We start from the raw sequence: 25,255 nt of genomic DNA, 5'->3' as shown, positions 1-25,255 counted from the left end.
CGCTCGATCCGCCTCGTCGCTCGATAACGAGCGGCGCACGCGACAAGGGGCATGGCCACGGCGGCCCGCATTTTCTACGAACGGCCCGATGGCCGACCTGTTTGCTTCCGAGCCCGTGCCTGAGGCCGCCCGCGCCGTTCCGCTCGCCGAGCGGTTGCGGCCCGACAAGCTCGCCGACGTCATCGGCCAGGAGCATCTGACCGGGCCCGACGGGGCGATCGGCCGGATGGTCGCCGCCGGCCGCCTGACCAGCCTCATCCTGTGGGGCCCGCCCGGCACCGGCAAGACCACCATCGCCCGGCTGCTCGCCGACGCCGTCGGCTATCGCTTCGTCCAGATTTCCGCGGTGTTCAGCGGGGTCGCCGACCTCAAGAAGGTGTTCGCCGAAGCCGAGATGCAGGCCGCGAGCGGCCGCCGCACATTGCTCTTCGTGGACGAGATCCACCGCTTCAACCGGAGTCAGCAGGACGGCTTCCTCCCCTATGTCGAGGCCGGTGCCGTCACCCTTGTCGGCGCGACCACCGAAAATCCCAGCTTCGAGCTCAACGCCGCCTTGCTGTCGCGGGCGCAGGTGCTGGTCCTCAACCGCCTCGACGAAGCGGCGCTGTCGGCTCTCCTCCTCCGCGCCGAAGCCGCGATGGAGCGCTTGCTCCCGCTCACCGACGACGCCCGCGCCGCGCTCGTCGCCAGCGCCGACGGCGACGGCCGCTTCCTCCTCAACCAGGCCGAGATGCTCTTCTCGGCCGGGATCGAGCAACCGCTCGACACCGCGGCGCTGCGCGACCTCATCCAGCGCCGCCTGCCGGTCTACGACAAGGATCGCGAGGGCCATTACGGGCTCATCTCGGCGCTTCACAAATCGATCCGCGGCTCCGACCCCGACGCCGCCCTCTACTATCTCGCGCGAATGCTGACCGCGGGCGAGGAGCCGCTTTATCTCCTCCGCCGCCTGACCCGCGCCGCGGTCGAGGACATCGGCCTCGCCGACCCCCAGGCACTCATCCAGTGCATGGCGGCCAAGGACACCTACGATTTCCTTGGGAGCCCCGAAGGTGAACTCGCCATCGTCCAGGCCTGCCTCTACCTCGCCACCGCGCCCAAATCGAACGCGGTCTACACCGCGCAGAAGGAAGCCTGGGCGAGCGCCAAGGCCAATGGCTCCCTTTCCCCGCCCAAGCATATCCTCGGCGCCCCGACCAAGCTCATGAAGGGGCTCGGCTACGGCAAGGGCTATGCCTACGACCATGACCGTCCCGACGCCTTCTCCGGCGCCGATTACTGGCCCGAGGAGATGGCGGCGGAAACTTTCTACCGTCCCACCGACCGAGGATTCGAGAAGCGGCTTGCCGAACGGATCGCCTGGTGGAACGAGCAACGCCAGAATTTGCAGGAGGGAAGCTGATGTATCCACCGACCACCACGGACGCCTGGCGCGCACAACTCGTCGAATGGGGTCCGCGGATCGCGATCGCCCTGCTCATCCTCGTCGCGACCTGGGTCATCGCCCGGGCGGTCAAGTGGGCGCTGGCCAAGGCTATCTCGCGCACCCCGGCCCTCCAGAAGCACACCCCCGGCAACAGCCATGAGACGGTCGGCCAGCAGATCGGCACCGTCGCCAAGCTGATCGTCTGGCTGGTCGGCATCATGGCCGCGCTCAACTTCCTGCAGATCGGGCAGATCCTCGCCCCCATCAACACGCTGACGCAGGAGATCTTCGCCTTCCTGCCGCGTCTGATCGGCGCCGGGCTGATCTTCTTCGTCGGACTGATCGTCGCGCGGATCGTCCGCCGCCTAGTCGAGACCGTGCTGACCGCGGCCAATGTCGACGGCTTCATGGCCCGCGCCGGCCTTGGCGATCATCCGCCGACGGTCCGCCCCGATCCCGCCGCCGTGCCCCCGGGCGCCGCGCCGGGCGCAAGCCGGGCCACGCTCGCCCGCGCGGCGGGCATCCTGGTCTTCGCGCTGATCATCATCCCGGTCGCCATCGCCGCCCTTCAGGTGCTCGGCATCGAGGCGATCAGCGGCCCTGCCATCCACATGCTCGACCAGATCAGCGCCGCGATTCCGCGCCTGCTGACCGCCGCCTTGTGGCTCGGCATCGCCTTCGTCGCGGCCAAGTTCCTCAAGACCATCATCGAGGCGATCCTTCCGCCGATGGGCTTTGACGACGCGCTCCGCTCGACCGGCGTCATGCCCGCCCGCACCGCGCCCAGCCGACTGGTCGCGAACGTCGCATTCGTCGCAATCATGCTGGCCGCCGCGATCGAGGCCGCGCACCAGCTCGGCGGTGACACGGTGGCGATCTTCCTCGTCCAGGTGACCGAGCTCGGCTCCAAGGTCATCTTCGGGACCCTGATCATCGTCGCGGGCATCTTCCTCGCCCGGATCCTTGCGGCCCTCGTGGGCTCCTCGACCGGCGAAGGCGGCTATGCCCAGACGATCGTCCGCTACGCGATCATCGCCTTGTTCACCGCCATCGGCCTCACCTTCATGGGTCTCGCCGACGTCATCGTCTACATGGCGTTCGGGCTGATCCTGGGGTCGGGCGCGATCGCCGCGGCGCTCGCCTTCGGCCTCGGTGGCCGCGAGGCCGCGGGCCGGGTCCTCAACCATTATGCCGACCGCATCGTCGGCCCGGCAAAGCCGGTCGCGCCGCCGCGCCCGCCCCGGCTCGAGGGGACCAAGGAAAAGCCGACCAACGACGGCCCGACCCTGGTGTGAGCGGCACGCTCGCCAGTTTCGACGAACTGCTCGCCTTCGCCTCCGCCCTCCCGGGGGCGGAGGCCGGCACCTATTACGGCGGTCCGGCGGTCATGGCCTCGGCCAGCGGCCGCCCGGTCGTCACCCCGAGCCGCGAGCCCGACAGCTTCGTCCTCCACGTCGACCACGACACCAAGGCGATGCTGCTCGACCTCCTCCCCGAGCGCGCGTGGGAGACCCCGCATTATGCCGGCTATCCCGCGCTTCTGATCCGCTACGGTCCGGCCGCGCCAGTCGCCGAATGGGTCGAGCGCGGCCTCGCCATCGCCGCCGCCCGGCCCCGCGCCCGCCCGCGCAAGGCGTGAGCTTCACCCGCTTCGTCGCGATCGACTGGTCGGGCGCCAAGGGACGCAGGCACAAGGGCATCGCCATCGCCGCCTGCGGTCTCGACGGGGCTCCCCGCCTCGTCCGCCCCGGTCATGTCTGGAGCCGCACTGAAGCGGCCGACTGGCTCGTCGCCGAGGCCGCGCGCGAGCCCACTCTGTTCGGTTTCGATTTCTCCTTCGCTCCGCCGCACGCCGAGCGCGGCGCCTACCTCCCCGGCGAGACCGGCGTCCCCGACACTGCCCGCGACTTCTGGGCCTATGTCGACGCCATGGCCCCCGACGAGGATCTCGGCGCCGCCAGCTTCCTCGAACAGGTCCACCGCCCGCATTTCTATTTCGGCATCGCCGACGGCGTGAAGGCCGATTTCGTCCGCTTCCGCCAGTGCGACCACCGCCTGAACGAGGCCGGCGGCCGCAAGACCGCGAGCGCCTATGACGCGATCGGCGCCGCCCAGGTCGCCAAGGCGAGCTTCGCCGGCATGCGCCTCCTTCACCATATCGACGGCAAGGTCCCGATCTGGCCGATGGACCCGCTCGAGCCCGGCCGGAGCGCTGTGGTCGAGATCTACACTCGCATCTATCTCCGCAACGCCGGCCTTCCGGGCACCAAGCTGCGCACCCGCGCCGACCTCAATGCCGCGCTCGCCGGCCTCGGCAGTCCGCCCGCCCGGCTGCGCTTCGAACCCGACGACCACCAGACCGACGCGCTGGTCACCGCCGCCGGAATGCGCGCCCACGCCCGCCATCCCCACGCCTTCGCGCCTCCCGGCCTGACGCCGACCCTCGCCCGCACCGAGGGCTGGACCTTCGGCATCGTCTAAGCCAAGGGAGCCCCCGCACGCCGGTTTAGCTCAGTTGGTAGAGCAGCGGTTTTGTAAACCGAAGGTCGCGGGTTCGAATCCTGCAACCGGCACCACCCCTCCCCCACGTGAAATATTGGCGCCGGCGCGGCTTGGCGTTGTGCGGCGCAGCAACTTCTTCCAGCCTCCGTCCCGGGAAACGCGGGAGGGAAATGGTGACGTACCATGGCGGGGCCTGGCCCCGGATGATGGCGACACGGGCGGCACTGGTGCTGGCGGGCCTCGCCCTCCTCGCTGCGCCCGCAACCGCCACCGGGCTTACCGGTCCCATTCCCGACAAGGGCGACACCGCCTGGGTGCTGATCAGCGCCGCGCTTGTCCTGCTGATGTCGGTTCCCGGCCTCGCCCTCTTCTACGGCGGGCTGGTGCGGGCCAAGAACATGCTGTCGGTGCTGATGCAGGTGCTTACCATCGTCGCCACCTCGGCGCTCGCCTGGGTCGGCTGGGGCTACAGCCTTGCCTTCACCAGCGGCGGCCCGCTGATCGGCGGCCTGTCCAAGGCCTTCTTCGCCGGGGTGGGCCCGGCCAGCCTCGCCGCGACCTTCTCCAACGGCGTGGTCGTTCCCGAATATGCCTATGCCGTCTTCCAGATGACCTTCGCCTGCATCACCCCGGCGCTGATCGTCGGCGCCTTCGCCGAGCGGATCCGCTTCTGGCCGCTGATGCTGTTCGTGCTGCTGTGGCTGACGATCGTCTATTTTCCGCTCGCCCACATGGTCTGGTACTGGGCCGGTCCCGACGCGCTTCCCGCCAATCCCGGCGACGTCGGCCTCTTGTTCGGCTGGGGCGCGATCGACTTTGCGGGCGGCACCGTAGTCCACATCAACGCCGGGATCGCCGGCCTGGTCGGCTGCCTCGTCCTCGGCAGGAGGATCGGCTTTGCCAGCGAGCCCATGCCCCCGCATTCGCTCGTCATGACCATGATCGGCGCCTCCTTGCTATGGGTCGGCTGGTTCGGCTTCAACGCCGGCTCCGCGCTCGAAGCGAACGGCATCGCCGCCCTCGCCTTCATCAACACCTTGGTCGCGGCTGCCGCCGCCGCGCTCGCCTGGGCGGGGATCGAGCAAGGAGTCCACGGCAAGTCGTCGCTCCTCGGTGCTGCGACCGGCGCCGTCGCGGGCCTCGTCGCGATCACGCCCGCCGCCGGCTTTGCCGCGCCCGGCACGTCGATCCTCCTCGGCGCCGTCGCCTCGGGCATCTGCTTCCTGTTCGTGGCACGCGTGAAGAACCGGCTCGGCTATGACGACAGCCTCGACGTGTTCGGAGTTCACTGCATCGGCGGAATCGTCGGCGCGCTCGGCACCGCGATCGTCGCCGCGCCTGCGCTCGGCGGCCAGGGGACGATCGACTATAGCGTCATCCCGGCCGTGCCCGCCGCCTACGACATGGCCGCGCAGCTGCTGATCCAGGCCAAGGCGGTTGCCTTCACCCTGCTCTGGTCCGGCGGGCTCTCAGCCCTGCTGTTCGTGGGGATCGACCGGCTGGTCGGCCTCCGGGTCTCGCGCGACGCGGAGCGGGAGGGCCTCGACATCAGCGCCCATGGCGAGCGCGCCTATCATCCGTGATGGCAATTGATGTGGCGGGGCCGGACGGCGCATCGGGAGCCACCGTCCGGCCTCGCCAACCTCGTCAGGCCGCGCGCGGAAGCACGACCTCGCTGTTGCTCACCGCCGTCTCGGCGACCGGCGCATCCGCTGCGACCGCCACGACCCGGTCCGGGAAGAAGGTCCGGCTGACGAAGGCGATCGCGCCCAGCGCCAGATAGATTCCGACCATCAGCATCGGCGCGAAGATGATCCCGGCCGCCAGCGGCACGCGCAGGAAGTTGGGATTGAAGCCGAGGTCATGACCCAGCGCCTCGCAGACGCCCAGCAGCGTGTCGTTGCGGAACGCCACATTGTTGCGGAAATAGTCGGGTCCGGGCAGCCACTTCATCTTATTCTCTCCTGTCGGCGACCGTTCGGAACGGTGCTTGACCAGTCAGATGCACGAGCCGTGCCACCTGGTGGTTTTGCTTGTCTTTCCGAGACTTGAGGACACGCCATATAGTCTGGTCGCCGCGTCCTTCTCCCCTAGTTGGGAATCCGCCCCAACTTTTGAAAGGGGGCAGTCGTCGGCCCGGCGCCCGGCATCGACCAATCGCAGGCGGGCTCGACGAACGGCCGCTGGTCGAAGGCTGGCGGCTAGAGCGTCGCCCCGTTCGACTCCGCCAGCCTGATGTGCGGCGCCGTCGGCACTAGCGGATATTTGTTGCCCGCCGCGCAGTTGAACAGGAGGACGCGATCGTCCTTGCCGACCAGCCCGCGCTCGAGTGCAAGCCGCCACCCGGCCAGCACCGCCGCGCCCTCGGGGCAGAGCAGCATCCCGTCCTCGCGCGCCGCCTCGCCCAGCGCCGCGTGGATCGCCTCCTCTTCAACCGCGATGGCGAAGCCGCCGCTTTCCCGCACCGCGCGCAGGATCAGGAAGTCGCCCACCGCCTTGGGCACGCGGATCCCGGTCGCGACCGTCGCGGGGTCTTCCCACCGCTCGGCGAACTCGTCGCCCTGCTCCCACGCCCGGACCATCGGCGCGCAGCCGGTCGCCTGGACCGCGACCATCCGCGGCCGCTTCGGCCCGATCAGTCCGGCCGCCTCCATTTCGGCGAAGGCCTTCCACATGCCGATGAGGCCCGTCCCGCCACCGGTCGGATAGAAGATGATGTCGGGCAATTCCCACCCGCCCTGCTCGGCGAGCTCGAGCCCCATCACCTTCTTGCCCTCGGCGCGATAGGGCTCCTTCAGCGTCGAGACATCGAACCAACGGCCCGCCGCCGCCCCCTCGCCCACCAGCCGCCCGCATTCGTCGATCTGCCCGTCGGCGACGAGCACGCGCGCGCCATAGGCCTCGGCCTCGGCGACGTTGATCGGCGGCGTTTCCTCGGGACAGATGACCGTCGCGCTTATCCCCGCCGCCGCCGCATAGGCCGCAAGTGCAGCACCGGCATTGCCGTTGGTCGGAAGCGCCATGTCGGTGATCCCGAAATGCTTGGCCATGCTGACCGCCATCGCAAGGCCGCGTGCCTTGAACGAGCCGGTCGGGAGCCTTCCTTCATCCTTGACCAGCAAGGTCCGCACACCCGCCTTGGCCGACAGCCGTTCGAGCGGAAGCAGCGGCGTCTCGATCTCGCCGAGACTCACCGGCGCTTCGCCCAGTGGCAGGGGCAGCAGTTCGCGCCACTTCCACATGCCCGGCGCGCGGCCCGCCAGGGTCTCGCGATCGAGCGCCCGGCCGATGCTCTCGAGGTCGTAGCGCACCAGCAGCGGCCGCCCCGCCCGGCTGAGATTGTGGACTTCGCCCGCGGGATAGATTTCCCCGGTCAGCGAACATTCAAGGTGGGTGACGAAGGAGGCGCGGGTGCTGGTCATGACCCCCTCTAGCCGCATTCCGGCGACCGGCACGAGCCTTTCGTCGAACCGCGCGTCGCCACGGCTTGTCACAATGTATCATCGCTCGTAAGGCGCCGCCCCATCGAGTTTCCCCATTGCTTCACCGGAGCTTTTCATGCTGTTGACCCTCGCCGCGGCGCTCGCCGCGCAGGCCGCCGCCCAGCCGGCCTCGACGACCGTCCCCGCCCCGGCGCCCGCACCGCGCGCCAGCGACCATGACAGCGCACAGGACGGCAACATCGTCGTCACCGGCATTCGCCGCAATCGCGAGGACGTGCTCGGCGGGACCACCGTCCTGTCCTCCACCGACCTCGCCCGCGAAGTCCGCTCGACCATCGGCGAGACGCTCCAGCGCCAGCCCGGTGTCAGCGCCACCAGCTTCGGTCCCAATGCCAGCCGCCCGATCATCCGCGGCCTCGGCGGCGAGCGCGTCCGCGTCCTCACCGACGGCATCGGCAGCCTCGATGTCTCGACCTCGAGCGTCGATCATGCGGTCGCGATCAACCCGCTGACCGCCGACCGGATCGAGGTCCTCCGCGGCCCCGCCGCCCTCCTGTTCGGAAGCTCGGCGATCGGCGGCGTGGTCAACGTCATCGATTCGCGCATTCCGCGCCAGATCCCCGAGACCCCGATCCACGTCGACGCGACCGCCACCTATGGCACCGCGGCCAATGAGCGGAACCTCGGCGCCCGCGTCGACGTCCCCGTCGGCAGCAACATCGTCCTTCATGCCGACGGCAGCTGGCTCAAGACCGGCGACCTCGAGACCGGCGGCTACATCCTCTCGCGCGACCTGCGCGAGGAAGCCGCGGCCAGCGCCGATCCCTCGGTCCGCGCGCTCGCCGACCTCAAGGGCAAGCTTCCCAACAGCGCCGCCGAAAGCCACGAGATCGCCGGCGGCGCCGCCTATATCGATGGCGGCTTCAACCTCGGCTTCTCGGTCGCAAGGCTCGAGAATCTCTACGGCGTGCCGGTCCGCTACTCGCTCGATCCCGCGGTCGAGGCCGAGGAAGTCGCGATCGACCTCAAGCAGACTCGCGCCGACGTCCGCGCCGAAATCCCCGTCGGCGGCTTCCTCGACCAAGTCCGGATCCGCAGCGGCGCGGTCCGCTACCGCCATAACGAGATCGAGCAGGACACGGGCGAGATCGGAAGCACCTTCCGCAGCCGCGGCGAGGAGGCCCGGATCGAGGCCGTCCAGCGCACCGTCAACGGCTGGGGCGGCGGCTTCGGCGCGCAATGGCTCGACCGCCGGGTCTCGGTTGTCGGCGAGGAGAAATATCTCCCGGCCAACCGCCAGCGTCAGTTCGGCCTGTTCGCCCTGCAGAATTTCGAGACCGGACCGGTCCGCCTCGAGGCGGGCGCCCGGATCGAGCGCGCGATCCAGACGGCTGAGGCCGATGCCGACATCGGCAACCCCGACCTCAAGCGCAAGTTCACCGCTTTGTCGGGGTCGCTCGGCGGCAGCATCGCGGTCGCTCCCGCCACCCGCGCTGGCCTCAATCTGTCCTATTCGGAGCGCGCGCCGAGCAACGACGAACTCTTCGCCAACGGCCCGCACGGCGGCACCCAGGCCTTCGAGATCGGCCTGCCCGACGCCAAGAAGGAACGAAGCCTCTCGGCCGAGCTCAGCCTCAAGCGTTCGGCGGGTCCGCTGACCTGGGGCGTCAACCTCTACCACAGCCACTTCCGCAACTTCGTCTATCTGGCGCCGAGCGACCTCGTCGAGGATGACCTGCCGGTGTATTTCTACCGCCAGGGCACCGCCGACTTCACCGGCTTCGAGCTCGAGGCGAAGGCCAAGGCGGGCGAATTCGCCGGGGCCGAATGGTCGGTCGAAGGCCAGGCCGATTATGTCCACGCCCGGATCAAGGGCTTCGGTCCCGCGCCGTCGATCCCGCCCTTCCGCCTGCTCGGCGCGGTCGAGGGCCGCCGCGGCGCGGTCGACGGCCGGCTCGAGATCGAGCACAGCTTCCGACAGAACCGCAACGCCCCGGTCGAGACCGAGACCAACGGCTTCACCCTCGTCAATGCGTCGCTCAACTGGAAGCCGCTGGCCGACCGCCCCGAACTGACCCTCGGCCTCCAGGCCAACAATCTGTTCGACGTCGAGGCCCGGCGGCACACCAGCCTGCTCAAGGACTATGCCCCGATCGCCGGCCGCGATCTCCGCCTGACCGCGCGCCTCGGCTTCTGAGCTTGAAAAGCGAAAGGCCCGGCGGATCGCTCCGCCGGGCCCACCCCGCTCTGCTTCAAATTGTGCCTTTGCCCTAAAGGTCGATCCCGCTCGCGATCGCTTCGAGCTTGCGGACCCGGGCCCGGAGGTCGGCCAGTTCGATCAGGTCCGCCCCGCCGCCCGGCAGCGCTTCGTCATGCTGGGGCCGGCCGCTCGCCAGCTCCATCTTCTTGACCTCGAGCCAGCCGTTCCAGCCCTTCAGCAGGAAGTGGGCGGCGAGGACCAGGGCCGAAAGGCCGATCGCCCCGGTCAGGCCCAGCGACAGCACGTCCATCATGCTTCCTCCTTGCGCAGCGCCTCGATCTCGCGGGCGAGGGCGTCGCTCTGGCTGTTGTTGAGATGGTGGTCGATCGCCATCATCCGGCGGTCTGCGGTATCGAGCCTGGTGCGCACGTCATGCACGCTCGCCCGGCGCCCGCCGTCCATCCGCTCGAAGTCGCTCCGCCGCCGAAGCTTGCCGGTCTTGGCCGCGCCGATGAGGCCGCAGACGAAATAAACCAGCAGCGCCTGCCAGACGGTCACGAAGGTCAGCAGCGGCACCGCGACAAAGCCGATCCGGACGAAGGTCGGGTCGATGTTCAGCGAGTTGCCAATGCCGGCGCAGACGCCGAGCAATTTGCGGTCGCGGGTCTCGAGGCGGAAGGGCAGGCGGTTCATGGGACGAGGTCCTTGGAAAGGGCGAAACGAAGGGGGCTTAGCGCTTGATCAGGCCGAACAGGCTCTGAAGGGTGCCGGCCAGCCAGATGTCGACGGTGTCGAGTACCTGGCCGACCGGTCCGAGCGGTGCCGGAGGCGTGTCGATCGGGCCGAGATACTCGAGCCGACCGACCGGCTGGCCGAGCGAGCGCTCAAGCATATTGGGCGATCTTCACCGGGGCGGCGATGGCGACGCTGCCGGGGGCGATGGCGGAACCGACGGCCAGCGTACTGACCAGAAGAGCGGCTACCGCGGAGAAGATGGTGGTCTTGATGTTCATGACGGGCTCCTGTTTCATTTCGTTGATCGGTCGTCGGACCGGTCATGCCGTTCATGATGCAGCAAGCGTGCCATTTGCGGTTTTCGGCCACTTTTTGATGAAATGCGGCTCGGCGGCGGCCCGGTTTGGGATTTTCCACCACCCGATCTGGGCGAAAGTCCCACTCCCCTTCGGAACCCGGATGCGGCGGTGCGCGTCGTGCACCCGAAACGATTTCAACAAAGGACTAGATGATGCTTGGAAAGATCGCCGGCGCGTTCCTCGGCAAGAAGATTGCGGGCCGCAATGACGGCCTCAAGGGCGCGCTCCTCGGCGCGGCCGGCGCGCGCATCGCGGCGCGTGGCCTCGGCCCGCTCGGAACCGCCCTGATGGTCGGCTATGGCGCCAAGAAGCTCTATCAGTGGAACAAGGATCGCAAGGCGAGCCCGGGCTATCCCGCTTCGGCCACCCCGAGCCAGCGCACCCGCCGCAGCCAGAGCGTCTGATCCGCCCTCGCCCCGGTCACGGCCGGGGCGTCATTGACGGACCCATCAAAGGAAAGGGCCGCCTCCCCGGGGAGCGCGGCCCTTTTTTGCTGTCTTATTCCTCGCCCTTGGCGGCGTCGGCTTCGGGCGCGGCACCCTCGGCGGCGGTCTCGTAATAAGGCTCGACCGTGCCCTTGAGCTTGATCGTCATCGGCTGGCCGAAGCGGTCGCGGCTCTTGCCGGCGGCGACGCGGATCCAGCCCTCGGACACGCTATATTCCTCGACGTTGGTCTTCTCGACGCCATTGAAGCGGATGCCGACACCGCGGCGCAGCTTTTCCTCGTCGAAGTGCGGGCTGCGGGGGTCGAGGCTGAGGTGATCGGGGGGCGTATCGCTGATGTCGGTCATCCGCCCGCCCTGCCAATCCCGCCGCCATATTTCAACCTCGGGCGGGTTTCGCTCCTCAGGCGGGATTGACCAGGAACTGCTCGAACCGCCCGTTCACGCCCGGCTCGGTGAAGACCGAGACCGACAAGGTGCGCGTCGGGTAGGTCACCTTGTAGCTGCGGATCTCGAACCCGCCGCGAAGCTCGGGCTCGCCCTGCACCTCGAAGCCCGTCGGCTCGCCCAGCGGCGCGAGGCTCGACTGGAAATCGGCCCGCACCTGAGGCGTGAAATAATAAGCGAGATTGTCGGTGACCTGCCCGCGGTCGAGCGCGCCGCGGCGAAGCGCATCGTAGAGCGCCCGGGTCCGCGCGGTCATCGCCGCCTCCCCGCTCGCCGCCGCCGGGACCGCCTTGGCCGGAAGGACGATCCCCGCAATTTGCCGAGCAATCGCGCCATAGGCCCGGCCCGACCAGCTGTTGGTCAGCACCACGATCGCCGCCTTGTCGTCGGGATAGACGTTGTTGACCGACAGGAAGCCGACCGCCTCCCCGGTGTGCGTGATCGCCCGGCGCCCGTCACGGTCGCCCGTGAAGACGCCGAGCCCATACTTCGTGTCGGTGCCGTCGCTCAGCCTGACGCTCGTCTCCTGCGCTTCCCAGTCGTCGGCGGGCATCAGCGCCCGGTTCATCCGCGCGATGTCCCACTTGGCGAGATCCTCGGCGGTCATTGACAATTCGCCCGCGGCATAGAGCCAGCCGCGCGCCGCCGGGGTCACCGGCCGCACCGGTCCCAGCGCCGCCCGGCCATAGCCCTGCGGATAGCGTGCGCCGATGGCGAGATCCTGGTCCATCACGCTTTTCATGCCGAGCGGCCTGAACACGCGCTTTTGGAGAAAAGCGAGGAGCGGCATCCCCGACACCTTCTCGGCGATCATCCCCGCCACGACATAACCCGTATTCGAATATTGCCACTTCTCGCCCGGCACATAATCGAGCGGCTTCTTCGCCCAGACATCGACGATGCCCTGCGGAGTCACCGGCCGCGCCATCGCCGCGAAACTATAGTCGTGCGGCCAGTAATCCTGCAGCCCCGAGGTGTGGCTGAGCAGCTGCCGGATGCTGATCCGGTCCCCGCCGCTGATCCCCGGAAGATATTTCGCGACCTTGTCGTCGAGGCTCAATTTCCCCTCGTCCTCGAGCAGCAGCAGCGCCGCGGCGGTGAACTGCTTCGAATTGCTCGCAATCTGGAACGGCATGGCGGGGCTCGCCACCGGCAGCCTCTCGGACGCCTTGCCATAGGCCTTGGCCATGACGATTCGCCCGCCGCGCACGATCGCGACCGACGCCGCCGGCACGCCATAGGTTTCGAGCGAGCTCGTCACCGCGGCATCGATGTTCTGCTGTTCCTCGGCGGTGAGGCTCTGGGACAGGGCGGGCGTGGAGAGAGTCGCGACGATCGCGAACGCAAGGACAGGACGCTTCATCGCACCAGCCTAGAACGCCCCCGTGCCCTGTCCACCCCGGCTGTGGTTGCCGCTTGGCCCCGACCGCTCTAAGCGGCGGCGGCAATGAGCGACGCCGAACCCCAGACCCGCAGGAACGCGCCTTCGCTGTCCCTGCACGTGCCGGAGCCCGCCTATCGGCCCGGCGACACGCCGGACTTCTCCGCGATCAAGGTCCCCGCGGCCGGCTCCGCGCCGCGGCCCGACACGGTCGCGCCCGCCGCCGAGACCCATCCGCTGACCAATGCCCTGGTCCGGGTGCTCGACGAGGATGGCCGCGCGGTCGGTCCGTGGGACCCACGCCTCGACCCCGACCGGATGCGCAAAATGCTCCGCGACATGGTCACCGTGCGCGCCTTCGACGACCGCATGTACCGCGCCCAGCGGCAGGGGAAGACCAGCTTCTACATGAAGTGCACCGGCGAGGAGGCGATCGCGGTCGCCGCCGCCAATGCCCTCCACGCCGACGACATGTGCTTCCCCACTTATCGTCAGCAGGGCCTGCTCGTGTCGCGCGGCTATCCGCTGGTCGACATGATGTGCCAGATCTATTCGAACGCCGGCGACAAGCTCCACGGCCGCCAGCTGCCGATCATGTATTCGGACAAGGCGCACGGCTTCTTCTCGATCTCGGGCAACCTCGGCACGCAATATCCACAGGCCGTGGGCTGGGCGATGGCGTCGGCGATCAAGGGCGACAGCCGGATCGCCATGGGCTGGATCGGCGAAGGCGCGACGGCCGAGGGCGACTTCCACTCGGCACTCACCTTCGCCGCCGTCTACCAGGCGCCGGTCATCCTCGCGGTGGTCAACAACCAGTGGGCCATCTCGAGCTTCTCCGGCATCGCCGGGGCCGAGCAGGCGACCTTCGCCGCCCGCGCGGTCGGCTACGGCGTCGCCGGCCTGCGGGTCGACGGCAATGACGCGCTGGCCGTCTATGCCGCGGTCCAGTGGGCGTCCGAACGCGCCCGCGCCAACGCCGGCCCGACCCTGATCGAATTCTTCACCTACCGTGCCGAGGGCCACAGCACCTCGGACGATCCGACCGGCTACCGTCCCGCCGGCGAGGCCCAGCAATGGCCGCTCGGCGATCCCGTCGAGCGCCTCAAGGCGCATCTCGTGTCGCTCGGCGAATGGGATGACGAGCGCCATGCCGCCCTCGTCGCCGAGGCCGAAAAGGAAGTCCGCGCCGCCCAGAAGGCGGCCGAGGCGCAGGGCATCCTCCCCGGCCAGGGCTTCGACCGCATCGGCTCGATGTTCGAGGACGTCTATGCCGACACCCCCTGGCACCTCGCCGAGCAGCGCGACGCCGCGCTCGAGGAAGCCCAAATCTATCTTGGACGGGACGTCGACTGATGCCCACGCGTAACATGATCGAGGCGATCAACGACGCCCACCGCGTGATGATGGCGCGCGATCCCGACATCGTCGTCTTTGGCGAGGATGTCGGCTATTTCGGCGGCGTGTTCCGCGCCACCGCCGGTCTCCAGAAGGAATTCGGCAAGGAGCGCTGCTTCGACGCGCCGATCTCGGAAGGCGGGATCGTCGGCACCGCGGTCGGCATGGCGGCCTATGGCTTGAAGCCCCTGATCGAGATCCAGTTCGCCGACTACATCTACCCCGGCTACGACCAGATCGTCTCCGAAGTCGCCCGCATGCGCTACCGCACCGCCGGCGAATGGACCATGCCGATGGTCATCCGGTCGCCCTATGGCGGCGGCATCTTCGGCGGCCAGACCCACAGCCAGAGCCCCGAAGCCCTCTTCACCCATGTCGCCGGGCTGAAGGTGGTCATCCCCTCGACCCCGCACGACGCCAAGGGCCTGCTGATCGCCGCCGTGGAAGATCCCGACCCGGTCATCTTCTTCGAGCCCAAGCGCATCTACAATGGCCCGTTCGACGGTCACCACGATCGCCCGGTCACGCCTTGGGCGAAGCATGCCGACAGCGACGTTCCCGACGGCCACTATACCGTTCCGCTGGGCAAGGCCCGGGTCGTGCGCGAAGGCAATGACCTCACCGTCCTCGCCTATGGCACGATGGTCCACGTCGCCCTCGCCGCGGTCGAGGAGAATGGAATCGACGCCGAGGTCATCGACCTTCGCACCCTCGTCCCCGTCGACATGGAGACGATCGAGGAGAGCGTGAAGAAGACCGGCCGTTGCCTCGTCGTCCAGGAAGCGACCAAGACCAGCGGCTACATGTCCGAGCTCGTGACCCTGATCCAGGAACGCTGCTTCTACCATCTCGAGGCGCCGATCGGGCGCGTGTCCGGCTGGGACACGCCCTATCCCCACGCTTACGAATGGATCTATTTCCCCGGCCCGATCCGGATGCGCCAAGCCCTTCAGAAAGTGATGGCCGACTGATGGCAATGTACTCGTTCAAGCTCCCCGACATCGGCGAAGGCATCGCCGAAGCCGAAATCGTCGCCTGGCACGTCAAGGTCGGCGACCGGGTCGAGGAAGACCAGCAGCTCGCCGACATGATGACCGACAAGGCCACGGTCGAGATGGAATCGCCCGTCGCCGGCGTGGTCCGCAAGCTCGCCGGCGACGTCGGCGACCAGATCGCGATCGGCTCGGTGCTGGTCGAGATCGAGACCGAGGGCGCGGACGCCGCGCCGGCGGAGACCGAGGAAGTCCCCCTCGCCGACGGCGCCGCGGTGCCGACGCAAGCGCAGGAAGAAGCGCTGCCGGTCCTCGAGATTGCCCCTGAACCCGTTCGTCCTGAGCGGAGCGCGGAGCGCGCAGTCGAAGGGCGCCCGACCGAAGCGCAGGACGAGCGTGCTTCGACTTCGCTCAGCACGAGCGAGAGTGTTGGCGGACACAAGCCGCAAATCCTCACCTCCCCCGCCGTCCGCCAGCGCGCCCGCGACCTCGGCATCGATCTCGCGAACGTGAAGCACAGCGGCGCGCACATCCGTCACGCCGACCTCGACGCCTACCTCCTCTACAATGGCGGCAGCGTCTCCGGCCGGTCGGGTGCCGCCCGCGCCGACGAGCAGGTCAAGGTCGTCGGTCTCCGCCGCAAGATCGCGGAGAATATGCAGGCCGCCAAGCGCCGCATCCCGCACTTCGCCCTGGTCGAGGAGTTTGACGTCACCGCGCTTGAGGAAACGCGCGCGATGATGAACCGCGATCGCGGCTCGAACCCCAAGCTCACCCTCCTCCCCTTCCTGATCACCGCGCTGAACAAGGCCCTCGCCGACTTCCCGATGATCAACGCCACCTATGACGACGAGGCCAATGTCGTGACCCGCCACGGCGCGGTCCACATGGGCATGGCGGCGCAGACCCCGAACGGGCTGATGGTCCCCGTCCTTCGCAATGCCGAGAGGATGGGCATCTGGCAGCTGGCGAGCGAGATCGCCCGCCTGTCGGACGCCGCCAAGACCGGCAAGGCGACCCGCGAGGAACTGTCCAACCCGACCTTCACCATCAGCTCGCTTGGGCCGATGGGCGGGATCGCCTCGACCCCCGTCATCTCCCCGCCCCAGGTCGCGACCATCGCGGTCAACAAGGTCGAGGAAAAGGTGGTCCCGGTGAACGGCGAGCTCGAGATCCGCAAGCGGATGAACCTCTCGCTTTCCTGCGACCATCGCGTGGTCGACGGCTGGGATGCGGCGAGCTTCCTTCAGGCGCTGAAGCCGCTGATCGAGAACCCGCTCCGCCTGCTGGCGTAAGCCGGCGCCGGTCCTGGCCGGGCGGGGAGCCGCCCGGGCCATGGCCGCCACGGACATTATGTCCAATGTCGGCCGTTGACCCTCTCCCCTAGGAGAGGCGCCATGCCCAACGACCGCACCCAGGCCAGCGCGGAGTTCCGCCGCGCGCTTCGCTGGATCGTCCTCATCGGAATCGCCGCGACCGCGCTCGCGCTCGCCTACCTCGGCGCGACGGGCGAGCTCTATCTCCACATGGTCGTGGCGGTCGTCGGGGGCGTGTTCCTGTCGGTGCTGCTCGGCTGCGGCCTCTTCGCCGCCGCCTTCTTCAGCGACAAGAGCGGGATTGACCGCGAGGTCAGCGACGCCACCCGCCAGGATCGTTCGGACCCCGGCGCGTGACGCCGCCGTTCACCGCTTAGCGGCGGCCGCCCGCGCGCCCGCGCGCATGATCGATGCTCAGCCGGCCGGGGCCCGCGAACACCAGGTAGAGGAAGACGAAGCAGTAGAGGATCGCCGCATCCCCGCCATTGTTGACGGGGAAGAAGTTCTGCGGCGCATGGGCCATGAAATAAGCCACCGCCATGGTCCCCGACGCCAGGAACGCCGCCGGCCGGGTGAACAGGCCGAGCGCGATCAGCAGCCCGCAGACCAGCTCGATCACCCCGGCATAGGCCCCCGGATTGTCGAAGGCGAGTCCCGACCCGGCCCGCTCGCCGCCCGGGAAGGACAGCAGTTTCTGCGTCCCGTGCGCGAGGAAAAGGAGCCCCGACATGATACGCAGCACCCCAAGGGCAAGCGGGGCGGACGCGGACAGGCGATCATTGGTCATCGGCACGGGGCTCCTTTGTTCAGGAAGGACTTAGGCCGCAAGCCGGACGGTCTCGTCAAGCGCGGAGGCGAGGCTGGTCTCGCGCTGCTCCGGCCCGACCGCGATGCCGTCGGCGGCGACGAACTCGGGAGTGATGCCGATGAAGCCGAACACGCCGCGCAAATAGGTCTCGAGATGCTCGAGCGCGCTCGCCGGCGAGCCCGCATCATAGAAGCCGCCCCGCGCCAGCGCGATGATCACGCGCTTGCCGCCGACAAGGCCTTCCGGGCCGGTCTCGGTGTAGCGGAAGGTCTTGCCCGCCACGAGGATCCGGTCGAGCCACGCCTTGAGCTGGGTCGGAACGGTGAAATTGTACATCGGCGCGCCGATCACGATCGTGTCCGCCGCCAGAAATTCGTCGAGTACGCTCGTATCGGCGAAGGCGCCCAGCGTCAGATGGTCGATCGGGTCGGCGACGAGGTCGCGGCGGACCACGGCCGCGCCCGGAGTCTGGGCGGCCAGCCGCTCGACGATCGAACGGGTGAGCTGACGGCTGACGCTGTTCTCGCCGGTGATGCTGCTGTCGAGCTGAAGGATGGTCACTATTCGCTCCTAAGTATTGTTTTGTAACTGGAGCACGCTAAGTAACCACCCGAAGGACGCTCGCAAGAACGCACCAATTTGTGGGCGACGAACAAGTTTGTGGCCCGGGCACAAGGATGTGACCGCGCCATCGGAGAAAGACCATGAAGGACCCCGCAAGCCCCGTCTGCCGCACCATCAGCACCCTGCTCAGCCGGATCGGCGACAAATGGTCGGTGCTGGTCGTGACCACGCTCGGCGAAGGCCCGCGCCGCTTCAACGAGCTTCGCCGCGAGATCCCGGCGGTGTCGCAGCGGATGCTGACCCTGACGCTCCGCAACCTCGAGCGCGACGGTCTCGTCAGCCGCGCGGTCACCCCCTCGATCCCGCCGCGGGTCGACTATGCGCTGACCCCGCTCGGCGAATCCCTCCGCTGCCCGATCGCGGCCTTGTCCGACTGGGCGATCGCCAACGTCGAGGAAATCCATGAAGCCCAGCGCCGCTTCGACGCCGCCGCCGACGAGCGCGAGGCGGCGTGACGAACCCGCTCCTCCCCTTCAGGGGAGGTGGCGGCCGAAGGCTGACGGAGGGGTTCTCGCCACGCGCCAAAACCCCTCAGTCACTTCGTGACAGCTCCCCTCAAAGGGCGGCGAGCCTAGCGTCGCGGCGACCCTTGCTGCTACGCGCTCCCGCATGACCGATCTCGCCGCCCTCGCGACCCTCGAAGAACGCCTCCGCTTCACCGCCTCGTGGATCATCCACCACGCCAACCACGTCCGCGACAGCGCCGACGGGCTGAAGGTCGGTGGACACCAGGCCTCGAGTGCCTCGATGAGCGCGATCCTGACCGCCCTCTATTTCGACGCGCTCGGCCCTAATGACCGGGTCGCGGTGAAACCCCATGCCGGTCCCGTCCTCCACGCCATCCACTATCTCCTCGGCGGCCAGGACCGGGAGACGCTCGAGAATTTCCGCGGCTTCAAGGGCGCGCAAAGCTATCCCTCGCGGACCAAGGACAAGATCCCGGTCGATTTCTCCACCGGCTCGGTCGGCCTCGGCGTCGCCATCACCCTCTTCGCCAGCCTCGTCCAGGACTGGCTGTCGGCCCGCGACGCCCTGCCGGCGGACGAGCGCGGCCGCTTCGTCGCGCTGATGGGCGATGCCGAGTTGGACGAGGGCAACATCTACGAAGCGCTCATTGAGGGCCACAAGCACGACGTCCGCAACCTCTGGTGGATCGTCGACTACAACCGGCAGAGCCTCGACGCGACCAGCGCCGACCGGATGTTCGAGCGCTTCGACGACATCTTTCGCACCTGCGGCTGGCGCGTGGTCGAGCTTCGCCATGGCAAGAAGCTCGCCGCCGCCCTCGCCGGAGCCCCGGCCGTCAAGGAGTGGCTCGAGGCCCTCCCCAATGCGGACCACAGCGCGCTTCTCTATCAGGGCGGCAGCGCCTGGCGCGCGCGGGTGCAGAAGGACCTCGGCGAGCTCGCCTTGGGCTTTCTCGACGCCCATGACGACGACCAGCTCGCCGCCCTGTTCAGCGATCTTGGCGGCCACTGCATGGCAAGCCTCACCGAAGCCTTTGCCGCCGCCCAAGACGATGTCCCGACCGTCTTCATCGCCTGGACGGTCAAGGGCTATGGCCTCCCCTTTGCCGGCCACAAGGACAATCATGCCGGCCTCATGAACCCGACCCAGTTCGCCGCCTATCGCGACGGGCTGGGCATCGCCGAGGGTTCGGAATGGGAGCCGCTCGCCGGCCTCGGCGGCAATGCCCGCACCGGCGTCCAGGCATTGGTCGACGCCACCAAGGTCCGCCGCGAGAAGGAGCCGCGCGGCTTCACCAGCTGGCAGGTCCCCGCCCTCCCCACCCCCACCGGTGACGAGCAGTCGACCCAGGCCGCCTTCGGCCGCATCCTCCTCGACCTCGCCAAATCGGGCGATCCCCTCGCCGACCGAATACTCACCACCTCGCCCGACGTCACCGTCTCGACGAACCTCGGCGCCTTCGTGAACAACCGCGGCCTGTTCCACCGCCGCGCCATCCGCGACGTCTTCGCCGAAGCCAAGATTCCGTCGGCGCAGAAATGGGCCGCGAAGGACGCCGGCCAGCATGTCGAGCTTGGAATCGCCGAATCCAATCTCTTCCTGATGCTCGCCGCCGCGGGCCTCTCGGGCGACCTGTTCGGGCACCGCCTGATCCCCATCGGGACGCTCTACGACCCGTTCATCGCGCGCGGCCTCGATAGCCTCAACTACGGTTGCTACCAGGACGCGCGCTTCCTCCTCGTCGCGACCCCGTCGGGTCTGACGCTCGGGCCCGAAGGCGGCGCGCATCAGTCGATCAACCCGCCGCTGATCGCGCTCGGCCAGCCCGGTCTTCGCCACTACGAGCCCGCCTTCGCCGACGAGCTCGCGCTCTTCATGCGCGAGGCGATCCGCCTGATCGACGACCCCGCCGGCGAGAGCACCTACCTCCGCCTCTCCACCCGCAGCATCGCGCAGGAACCTCGTTCCTCGGACGGCTGGCAGGCCAACGCGCTCCAGGGCGGCTACTGGCTGCGCGAGCCCGCCGGGCCCGCCGATGCCGCGATCGTCGCCATGGGCGCGGTCATGCCCGAGGCGCTCGCCGCCTTCGACGCGCTCAAGGACGACCTCCCCGGCCTCGGCCTCCTCAGCGTGACCAGCCCCAACCTCCTCCACCGCGGCTGGAGCGCGGCGAGCGCGAGCCGCTGGCACGGTGTCCCCGCCGACAGCCACGTCGCCCGCCTCCTCTCCCGCCTCGCGCCCACCGCCCGCCTCGTCACCTTGTGTGATGCCGCGCCCGCTTCGCTCTCCTGGCTTGGCGCAGTCCTCGGCCACCGCGTCGCGCCGCTGGGGGTCGACCGCTTCGGCCAGACCGGCAACCTCCCCGACCTCTACGGCGAATATCGTCTCGACGGCGAAGCCATCACCGAGGCCATGGCGGGGCTTCTCATCGGCTGAGGCCCGGCCTAAGCCTCCGCCATGCCCGGACGCTATTTCGAGGAATGGGAAGTCGGCCAGACCGTCGCCCATGCCCTCCGCCGCACCGTCACCGAGACCGACAATCTGCTGATCTCGACGCTGACCCACAATCCGCAGCCGCTGCACCTCGACGCCGAGGCCGCCGCCGAGACCGAGTTCGGCCGGATCCTCGTCAACAGCTGCTTCACCTTCTCGCTGCTGGTCGGCGCCTCGGTCAGCGACACGACCGAAGGCGTGCTCGTCGCCAACATGGGCTTCGACGAGGTCCGCCTGCCGAGCCCCGTCTTCATCGGCGACACGCTCCATTTCGAAAGCGAGTGCATCGGCGCACGGCCAAGCAATTCGCGCCCCACCGCCGGGCTCGTCACCTGGGCGCACCGCGCGATCAACCAGCGCGGCCAGACCGTCTGCACGATGAAGCGCACCGCCCTCATCCAGAAGCGACCCGCCGCATGAGCCGCCAGCCCCGCTCCTGGCTGTTCGTCCCCGCCGACAGCGACAAGAAGATTGCCAAGGCGCTCGAATCCGAGGCCGACGCGATCATCTTCGACCTCGAGGACAGCGTCGCGCCGACCGAGAAGAGCCGCGCCCGCGACACCCTCAAAGGCCTTCCCGCGCGCAGCGGCGGCCCGCAATGGTGGGTCCGGATCAATCCCCTGCGCACGGAGGAGCACCGGCTCGACCTCGAACTGCTCGGCTCCGCCGACATCCACGGCCTCGTCCTCCCCAAGGCCGAGAGCGGCGCCGACATCGTCGAGCTGCAGCATCGCACGGGCAACATCCCGCTCCACGCCATCGTCACCGAGACCGCCGCCTCCTTGTTCGGCCTCCTCTCCTACTGCGACATCAAGTCATCGCCGCTCGCCGCGATGAGCTGGGGCGCCGAGGACCTTTCCGCCGCCTTGGGCGCCGCCTCCAAGCTCGACGGCAAGGGCCGCCTCACCTTCCCCTACCAGCTCGCCCGGACGCTCTGCCTCGCCGGGGCCAGCGCCGCCGGGGTCCAGCCGGTCGACGGGGTGTTCGCCGACTTCCGCGACGAGCCCGGCCTCATCGACGAGGCGCTCGACGCGGCCCGCGACGGCTTCACCGGCAAGCTCGCCATCCACCCCGCGCAGGTCGGTCCGATCAACGAGGCCTTCACCCCGACCGACGAACAGATCCTTCATGCGCGTTCGATCGTTGAAGCCTTTGCCGCCGAACCCTCGGCTGGCGTGTTGAGCGTGAACGGCCGAATGGTCGACAAACCCCACCTCATCCAGGCCCAGCGAGTGCTGGACCGCGCAGGAGACTGAAACACATGCCGACCACCGCCAAGGGCTGGGGCACCGACGCCGCCGACCAGCCGCTTCGCGCCATGGAGTTCGAACGCCGCGACCTCCGTCCCAACGATGTCGCGATCCGGATCACCCATTCGGGGATCTGCCACTCCGACCTCCACACCTGCCGCAACGACTGGGGCGGAAGCCGCTACCCGGTCGTCCCCGGCCACGAGATCGTCGGAACCGTCACCGAGGTCGGCCCCGAGGTTACCAAGCACAAGGTCGGCGACACGGTCGCGGTCGGCTGCATGGTCGACAGCTGCATGCAGTGCGATCAGTGCCTCGAAGGCTGGGAGATCTTCTGCCGCGAAGGCGCTACCCAGACCTACAACAGCAAGGACCGCCACGACGGGACGGTGACCAAGGGCGGCTATTCCGACCATATCGTCGTCCGCGACCATTTCGTCTGCAAGGTGCCGGACGGCATGGACGTGAAGCGCGTCGCTCCCCTGCTCTGCGCCGGGATCACCACCTATTCGCCGCTCCGCCAGTATAATGTCGGCGAAGGCACCAAGGTCGCGGTCGTCGGGCTCGGCGGGCTCGGCCACATGGGCGTCAAGCTCGCCGCCGCCATGGGCGCCCACGTCACCATGATCACCACCACGCCCGAGAAGGGCGAGGACGCCCGCCGCCTCGGCGCGCATGACGTGATCATCTCGACCGACAAGGAGCAGATGAAGGCTGCGGCGACCCGCTTCGACTTCATCCTCAACACCATCCCCGTCAGCCACGAGATCGACGGCTATCTCCAGTTGCTCGGCCGGTCGGGCCGGATGGTGATCGTCGGCGCGCTGACCCCGATGCCGGGCTTTGTCGGCGCCAACCTCATCTTCTGGAACCGCGCGGTCGGCGGCTCGGCCATCGGCGGCATTCCCGAGACGCAGGAGATGCTCGACTTCTGCGCGCGCCACGACATCTATCCCGAGACCGAGCATATCGGCATCGAACAGGTCAACGAAGCCTATGAGCGCCTGCTCAAGAACGACGTTCGCTACCGCTTCGTGATCGACATGGCCGAACAGGAGTAACAGGCGTCCCATGACCCCAGTCGAGCTTGCCGCCCTCCATCAGGCCCATGCGGCCGATCCTTCGGCCTTCTGGCTGGAACAGGCACGGCGGCTCGACTGGGATCGCTTCCCGACCAAGGCCGGCGACTGGTCGTTCGACGCGGGCAGCTTCCACATCCGCTGGTATGAGGACGGGGTCCTCAACCTCGCCGCCAACTGCCTCGACCGGCACCTTCCCGCCCGCGCCGACCAGCCCGCCCTCGTCTTCGAGCCCGACGAGCCCGGCGCCGGCCACGCCATCACCTATGCCGAGCTCCATGCGCTCACCGGCCGCTTCGCCAACCTCCTCAAGGAGCGCGGCATCGCCAAGGGCGACCGGGTCATCATCTACATGCCCAACATGCCCGAGGCAGCGGCGGCGATGCTCGCCTGCGCCCGTATCGGCGCGGTCCATTCGGTGGTGTTCGGCGGCTTCAGCCCCGAAAGCCTCGCCGGCCGGATCGAGGATTGCGGCGCAAGGCTCATCGTCACCGCCGACCAGGGCGTCCGCGGCGGCAAGCCCATTCCGCTCAAGGCCAATGTCGATGCCGCCTGCGAAATGGCCCCGATCGTCGAGACGGTGGTCATGGTCACCCGCACCGGCGCCGACGTGCCCATGGCAGACGGCCGCGACCTGCGCTGGGAGGACCATCAGGACCGCCTCTCGCCCGACTGCCCGGCCGAGCCGATGGCGGCGGAAGACCCGCTCTTCATCCTCTACACCTCGGGCTCGACCGGAAAGCCCAAGGGCGTCGTCCACACCACCGGCGGCTACGCCACCTGGATCGCGACCACCTTCGACTGGGTGTTCGAGCCCCGCGCAGATGACCTCTTCTGGTGCACTGCCGACATCGGCTGGGTCACGGGCCACAGCTACACCCTCTACGCGCCGCTCCTCCACGGCGTCCCGACGGTCATGTTCGACGGTGTCCCCACCTACCCCGACGCCTCGCGCCTGTGGGAGACGATCGACCGACTCGGAGTCACCATCCTCTACACCGCCCCCACCGCCATCCGCGCGCTGATGCGCGAGGGCGATGCGCCGGTGAAACGGCATCGCCGCGACAGCCTTCGCCTCCTCGGCACCGTCGGCGAGCCGATCAATCCCGAAGCCTGGCGCTGGTATCATGACGTCGTCGGCGACGGCCGGCTGCCGGTGGTCGACACCTGGTGGCAGACCGAGACCGGGGGCGTGCTGATGACCCCGCTTCCCGACGCCACCTCGATGAAGCCCGGCAGCGCGACCCGCCCGCTGCCCGGCATCACGCCGCTGCTGGTCGACACCGAGGGCCGCGAGATCCACGGCGACGATGTCAGCGGCAATCTCTGCCTCCGCACCTCCTGGCCCGGGCAGATGCGGACGGTCTGGGGCGATCCCCAACGCTTCATCGACACCTATTTCACCACCTACCCCGGCCTCTACTTCACCGGCGACGGCTGCCGCCGCGACGCCGACGGCGACTATTGGATCACCGGCCGGGTCGATGACGTGATCAATGTCTCGGGCCACCGCATCGGCACCGCCGAGGTCGAGAGCGCGCTGGTCGCCCACCCGCTCGTCGCCGAAGCCGCGGTCGTCGCCGCGCCGCACGACCTCAAGGGCCAGGGCATCCACGCCTTCGTCACCCTGAACGCCGGCGAGGCGGGCAGCGACGCCCTGCTCGGCGAGCTCAACGCCGAAGTGCGCAAGCATATCGGCGCCCTCGCCGTCCCCGAATGCATCCAGTTCGCCCCCGGCCTCCCCAAGACCCGCTCGGGCAAGATCATGCGACGGATCCTCCGCAAGATCGCCGAAGGCCAATTGGAACAGCTCGGGGACACCTCGACCCTCGCCGATCCCGGGGTGGTGGATCAACTGGTGGCGGGTCGTGCAGCCTAGCCCCTCCCCTT

General features: G+C 68.6%; 27 protein-coding genes and 1 tRNA gene. 18 read left to right on the top strand and 10 right to left on the bottom strand.

What is annotated here, in order from left to right:
• Positions 1–88: 88 nt before the first annotated feature.
• The 6 genes from AC4GYU_RS07475 (at position 89) to AC4GYU_RS07450 (ending at position 5,511) form a co-directional block, all read left to right on the top strand.
• Positions 89–1,402, top strand: a complete 1,314-nt coding sequence (locus tag AC4GYU_RS07475) for a replication-associated recombination protein A (RefSeq protein ID WP_491086260.1) — start codon at positions 89–91, stop codon at positions 1,400–1,402.
• Complete coding sequence (locus tag AC4GYU_RS07470) at positions 1,402–2,721, top strand: mechanosensitive ion channel (protein ID WP_491086259.1); 1,320 nt, start codon at positions 1,402–1,404, stop codon at positions 2,719–2,721. The genes AC4GYU_RS07475 and AC4GYU_RS07470 overlap by 1 nt, the downstream gene beginning before the upstream one ends.
• A complete protein-coding gene (locus tag AC4GYU_RS07465) occupies positions 2,718–3,065 on the top strand; it encodes a hypothetical protein (RefSeq protein WP_491086258.1) in 348 nt (115 codons plus the stop codon). Before AC4GYU_RS07470 ends, AC4GYU_RS07465 begins: the two co-directional genes overlap by 4 nt.
• Positions 3,002–3,907 carry a hypothetical protein gene (locus tag AC4GYU_RS07460; RefSeq protein ID WP_491086257.1) on the top strand — a complete coding sequence of 302 codons (906 nt, stop codon included), beginning with the start codon at positions 3,002–3,004 and terminating at the stop codon, positions 3,905–3,907. Before AC4GYU_RS07465 ends, AC4GYU_RS07460 begins: the two co-directional genes overlap by 64 nt.
• Positions 3,908–3,926: 19 nt before the next feature.
• Positions 3,927–4,002 (top strand) — tRNA-Thr (locus tag AC4GYU_RS07455).
• 129 nt (positions 4,003–4,131) lie between these two features.
• A complete protein-coding gene (locus AC4GYU_RS07450; RefSeq protein WP_491086898.1) occupies positions 4,132–5,511 on the top strand; it encodes an ammonium transporter in 1,380 nt (459 codons plus the stop codon).
• A gap of 64 nt (positions 5,512–5,575) precedes the next feature.
• On the opposite strand, the gene AC4GYU_RS07445 is transcribed toward AC4GYU_RS07450, so the two are convergent.
• Both AC4GYU_RS07445 and AC4GYU_RS07440 read right to left on the bottom strand, forming a co-directional pair.
• Positions 5,576–5,881 carry a PspC domain-containing protein gene (locus tag AC4GYU_RS07445; RefSeq protein ID WP_491086256.1) on the bottom strand — a complete coding sequence of 102 codons (306 nt, stop codon included), beginning with the start codon at positions 5,879–5,881 and terminating at the stop codon, positions 5,576–5,578.
• A gap of 248 nt (positions 5,882–6,129) precedes the next feature.
• Positions 6,130–7,368 carry a threonine synthase gene (locus AC4GYU_RS07440; RefSeq protein WP_491086897.1) on the bottom strand — a complete coding sequence of 413 codons (1,239 nt, stop codon included), beginning with the start codon at positions 7,366–7,368 and terminating at the stop codon, positions 6,130–6,132.
• Positions 7,369–7,486: 118 nt separating this feature from the next.
• On the opposite strand from AC4GYU_RS07440, the gene AC4GYU_RS07435 reads away from it, so the two are divergent.
• A complete protein-coding gene (locus tag AC4GYU_RS07435; RefSeq protein ID WP_491086255.1) occupies positions 7,487–9,568 on the top strand; it encodes a TonB-dependent receptor in 2,082 nt (693 codons plus the stop codon).
• A 73-nt stretch (positions 9,569–9,641) separates the two neighbouring features.
• Here AC4GYU_RS07435 and AC4GYU_RS07430 read toward each other — a convergent pair whose 3' ends face one another.
• Genes AC4GYU_RS07430 through AC4GYU_RS07415 form a run of 4 tightly spaced genes read right to left on the bottom strand, consistent with a single transcriptional unit; the run spans position 9,642 to position 10,584 of the window.
• Positions 9,642–9,884 carry a hypothetical protein gene (locus AC4GYU_RS07430; protein ID WP_491086254.1) on the bottom strand — a complete coding sequence of 81 codons (243 nt, stop codon included), beginning with the start codon at positions 9,882–9,884 and terminating at the stop codon, positions 9,642–9,644.
• Positions 9,881–10,264, bottom strand: a complete 384-nt coding sequence (locus AC4GYU_RS07425) for a PspC domain-containing protein (protein WP_491086253.1) — start codon at positions 10,262–10,264, stop codon at positions 9,881–9,883. Before AC4GYU_RS07425 ends, AC4GYU_RS07430 begins: the two co-directional genes overlap by 4 nt.
• 37 nt (positions 10,265–10,301) lie before the next feature.
• Positions 10,302–10,463, bottom strand: coding sequence for a hypothetical protein (locus AC4GYU_RS07420; RefSeq protein ID WP_491086252.1), 162 nt, complete (start codon positions 10,461–10,463; stop codon positions 10,302–10,304).
• Positions 10,456–10,584 carry a hypothetical protein gene (locus tag AC4GYU_RS07415; protein ID WP_491086251.1) on the bottom strand — a complete coding sequence of 43 codons (129 nt, stop codon included), beginning with the start codon at positions 10,582–10,584 and terminating at the stop codon, positions 10,456–10,458. The genes AC4GYU_RS07420 and AC4GYU_RS07415 overlap by 8 nt, the downstream gene beginning before the upstream one ends.
• Positions 10,585–10,814: 230 nt before the next feature.
• On the opposite strand from AC4GYU_RS07415, the gene AC4GYU_RS07410 reads away from it, so the two are divergent.
• Positions 10,815–11,069: a hypothetical protein gene (locus AC4GYU_RS07410; protein WP_491086250.1), complete on the top strand. Its 255-nt coding sequence runs from the start codon at positions 10,815–10,817 to the stop codon at positions 11,067–11,069.
• 94 nt (positions 11,070–11,163) lie between these two features.
• Here AC4GYU_RS07410 and AC4GYU_RS07405 read toward each other — a convergent pair whose 3' ends face one another.
• Complete coding sequence (locus AC4GYU_RS07405) at positions 11,164–11,448, bottom strand: DUF3297 family protein (protein ID WP_491086896.1); 285 nt, start codon at positions 11,446–11,448, stop codon at positions 11,164–11,166.
• Positions 11,449–11,512: 64 nt separating this feature from the next.
• Positions 11,513–12,919: a serine hydrolase domain-containing protein gene (locus AC4GYU_RS07400; RefSeq protein WP_491086249.1), complete on the bottom strand. Its 1,407-nt coding sequence runs from the start codon at positions 12,917–12,919 to the stop codon at positions 11,513–11,515.
• Positions 12,920–13,003: 84 nt separating this feature from the next.
• Here AC4GYU_RS07400 and AC4GYU_RS07395 point away from each other — a divergent pair, with 84 nt between their 5' ends.
• The 4 genes from AC4GYU_RS07395 (at position 13,004) to AC4GYU_RS07380 (ending at position 17,000) form a co-directional block, all read left to right on the top strand.
• On the top strand, positions 13,004–14,293 hold the full coding sequence (locus AC4GYU_RS07395; RefSeq protein WP_491086248.1) for a 3-methyl-2-oxobutanoate dehydrogenase (2-methylpropanoyl-transferring) subunit alpha: 1,290 nt from the start codon (positions 13,004–13,006) through the stop codon (positions 14,291–14,293).
• Entirely contained in the window at positions 14,293–15,306 is a 1,014-nt protein-coding gene (locus AC4GYU_RS07390) for an alpha-ketoacid dehydrogenase subunit beta (protein ID WP_491086247.1), read from the top strand. The genes AC4GYU_RS07395 and AC4GYU_RS07390 overlap by 1 nt, the downstream gene beginning before the upstream one ends.
• Entirely contained in the window at positions 15,306–16,622 is a 1,317-nt protein-coding gene (locus AC4GYU_RS07385) for a dihydrolipoamide acetyltransferase family protein (RefSeq protein WP_491086246.1), read from the top strand. Before AC4GYU_RS07390 ends, AC4GYU_RS07385 begins: the two co-directional genes overlap by 1 nt.
• A gap of 102 nt (positions 16,623–16,724) precedes the next feature.
• On the top strand, positions 16,725–17,000 hold the full coding sequence (locus tag AC4GYU_RS07380) for a hypothetical protein (protein WP_491086245.1): 276 nt from the start codon (positions 16,725–16,727) through the stop codon (positions 16,998–17,000).
• A 16-nt stretch (positions 17,001–17,016) separates the two neighbouring features.
• On the opposite strand, the gene AC4GYU_RS07375 is transcribed toward AC4GYU_RS07380, so the two are convergent.
• Positions 17,017–17,430 carry a DoxX family protein gene (locus AC4GYU_RS07375; RefSeq protein ID WP_491086244.1) on the bottom strand — a complete coding sequence of 138 codons (414 nt, stop codon included), beginning with the start codon at positions 17,428–17,430 and terminating at the stop codon, positions 17,017–17,019.
• A gap of 30 nt (positions 17,431–17,460) precedes the next feature.
• Positions 17,461–18,012, bottom strand: a complete 552-nt coding sequence (locus tag AC4GYU_RS07370) for an FMN-dependent NADH-azoreductase (protein WP_491086243.1) — start codon at positions 18,010–18,012, stop codon at positions 17,461–17,463.
• A gap of 143 nt (positions 18,013–18,155) precedes the next feature.
• Here AC4GYU_RS07370 and AC4GYU_RS07365 point away from each other — a divergent pair, with 143 nt between their 5' ends.
• The 6 genes from AC4GYU_RS07365 (at position 18,156) to acs (ending at position 25,244) form a co-directional block, all read left to right on the top strand.
• On the top strand, positions 18,156–18,530 hold the full coding sequence (locus tag AC4GYU_RS07365) for a winged helix-turn-helix transcriptional regulator (RefSeq protein WP_491086242.1): 375 nt from the start codon (positions 18,156–18,158) through the stop codon (positions 18,528–18,530).
• Positions 18,531–18,684: 154 nt separating this feature from the next.
• Positions 18,685–20,979 carry a thiamine pyrophosphate-binding protein gene (locus tag AC4GYU_RS07360; protein ID WP_491086241.1) on the top strand — a complete coding sequence of 765 codons (2,295 nt, stop codon included), beginning with the start codon at positions 18,685–18,687 and terminating at the stop codon, positions 20,977–20,979.
• A gap of 21 nt (positions 20,980–21,000) precedes the next feature.
• Positions 21,001–21,456 carry a MaoC family dehydratase gene (locus AC4GYU_RS07355; protein WP_491086240.1) on the top strand — a complete coding sequence of 152 codons (456 nt, stop codon included), beginning with the start codon at positions 21,001–21,003 and terminating at the stop codon, positions 21,454–21,456.
• Positions 21,453–22,292, top strand: a complete 840-nt coding sequence (locus AC4GYU_RS07350; protein ID WP_491086239.1) for an HpcH/HpaI aldolase/citrate lyase family protein — start codon at positions 21,453–21,455, stop codon at positions 22,290–22,292. The genes AC4GYU_RS07355 and AC4GYU_RS07350 overlap by 4 nt, the downstream gene beginning before the upstream one ends.
• 5 nt (positions 22,293–22,297) lie before the next feature.
• Positions 22,298–23,347: an NAD(P)-dependent alcohol dehydrogenase gene (locus AC4GYU_RS07345; protein ID WP_491086238.1), complete on the top strand. Its 1,050-nt coding sequence runs from the start codon at positions 22,298–22,300 to the stop codon at positions 23,345–23,347.
• A gap of 10 nt (positions 23,348–23,357) precedes the next feature.
• On the top strand, positions 23,358–25,244 hold the full coding sequence (gene acs, locus AC4GYU_RS07340; protein ID WP_491086237.1) for an acetate--CoA ligase: 1,887 nt from the start codon (positions 23,358–23,360) through the stop codon (positions 25,242–25,244).
• Positions 25,245–25,255: the final 11 nt, after the last annotated feature.

Source organism: Sphingomonas sp. SP2, from assembly GCF_058313385.1.
The sequence above is the reverse complement of the archived record's forward strand: the minus strand, read 5'-3'. Positions and strand labels throughout refer to the sequence as shown.

Bases quoted from the DNA above. Each gene is read 5' to 3' on its own strand.
- AC4GYU_RS07385 (WP_491086246.1), top strand. From the start codon at position 15,306: ATGGCAATGTACTCGTTCAAGCTCCCCGACATCGGCGAAGGCATCGCC.
- AC4GYU_RS07360 (WP_491086241.1), top strand. From the start codon at position 18,685: ATGACCGATCTCGCCGCCCTCGCGACCCTCGAAGAACGCCTCCGCTTC.
- AC4GYU_RS07440 (WP_491086897.1), bottom strand. From the start codon at position 7,368: ATGCGGCTAGAGGGGGTCATGACCAGCACCCGCGCCTCCTTCGTCACC.
- AC4GYU_RS07395 (WP_491086248.1), top strand. From the start codon at position 13,004: ATGAGCGACGCCGAACCCCAGACCCGCAGGAACGCGCCTTCGCTGTCC.
- AC4GYU_RS07350 (WP_491086239.1), top strand. From the start codon at position 21,453: ATGAGCCGCCAGCCCCGCTCCTGGCTGTTCGTCCCCGCCGACAGCGAC.
- AC4GYU_RS07475 (WP_491086260.1), top strand. From the start codon at position 89: ATGGCCGACCTGTTTGCTTCCGAGCCCGTGCCTGAGGCCGCCCGCGCC.
- AC4GYU_RS07365 (WP_491086242.1), top strand. From the start codon at position 18,156: ATGAAGGACCCCGCAAGCCCCGTCTGCCGCACCATCAGCACCCTGCTC.
- AC4GYU_RS07435 (WP_491086255.1), top strand. From the start codon at position 7,487: ATGCTGTTGACCCTCGCCGCGGCGCTCGCCGCGCAGGCCGCCGCCCAG.
- AC4GYU_RS07375 (WP_491086244.1), bottom strand. From the start codon at position 17,430: ATGACCAATGATCGCCTGTCCGCGTCCGCCCCGCTTGCCCTTGGGGTG.
- AC4GYU_RS07460 (WP_491086257.1), top strand. From the start codon at position 3,002: ATGGGTCGAGCGCGGCCTCGCCATCGCCGCCGCCCGGCCCCGCGCCCG.
- AC4GYU_RS07425 (WP_491086253.1), bottom strand. From the start codon at position 10,264: ATGAACCGCCTGCCCTTCCGCCTCGAGACCCGCGACCGCAAATTGCTC.
- AC4GYU_RS07345 (WP_491086238.1), top strand. From the start codon at position 22,298: ATGCCGACCACCGCCAAGGGCTGGGGCACCGACGCCGCCGACCAGCCG.
- AC4GYU_RS07390 (WP_491086247.1), top strand. From the start codon at position 14,293: ATGCCCACGCGTAACATGATCGAGGCGATCAACGACGCCCACCGCGTG.
- AC4GYU_RS07470 (WP_491086259.1), top strand. From the start codon at position 1,402: ATGTATCCACCGACCACCACGGACGCCTGGCGCGCACAACTCGTCGAA.
- AC4GYU_RS07430 (WP_491086254.1), bottom strand. From the start codon at position 9,884: ATGATGGACGTGCTGTCGCTGGGCCTGACCGGGGCGATCGGCCTTTCG.
- AC4GYU_RS07415 (WP_491086251.1), bottom strand. From the start codon at position 10,584: ATGAACATCAAGACCACCATCTTCTCCGCGGTAGCCGCTCTTCTGGTC.
- AC4GYU_RS07355 (WP_491086240.1), top strand. From the start codon at position 21,001: ATGCCCGGACGCTATTTCGAGGAATGGGAAGTCGGCCAGACCGTCGCC.
- AC4GYU_RS07445 (WP_491086256.1), bottom strand. From the start codon at position 5,881: ATGAAGTGGCTGCCCGGACCCGACTATTTCCGCAACAATGTGGCGTTC.
- acs (WP_491086237.1), top strand. From the start codon at position 23,358: ATGACCCCAGTCGAGCTTGCCGCCCTCCATCAGGCCCATGCGGCCGAT.
- AC4GYU_RS07450 (WP_491086898.1), top strand. From the start codon at position 4,132: ATGATGGCGACACGGGCGGCACTGGTGCTGGCGGGCCTCGCCCTCCTC.
- AC4GYU_RS07400 (WP_491086249.1), bottom strand. From the start codon at position 12,919: ATGAAGCGTCCTGTCCTTGCGTTCGCGATCGTCGCGACTCTCTCCACG.
- AC4GYU_RS07380 (WP_491086245.1), top strand. From the start codon at position 16,725: ATGCCCAACGACCGCACCCAGGCCAGCGCGGAGTTCCGCCGCGCGCTT.
- AC4GYU_RS07410 (WP_491086250.1), top strand. From the start codon at position 10,815: ATGATGCTTGGAAAGATCGCCGGCGCGTTCCTCGGCAAGAAGATTGCG.
- AC4GYU_RS07420 (WP_491086252.1), bottom strand. From the start codon at position 10,463: ATGCTTGAGCGCTCGCTCGGCCAGCCGGTCGGTCGGCTCGAGTATCTC.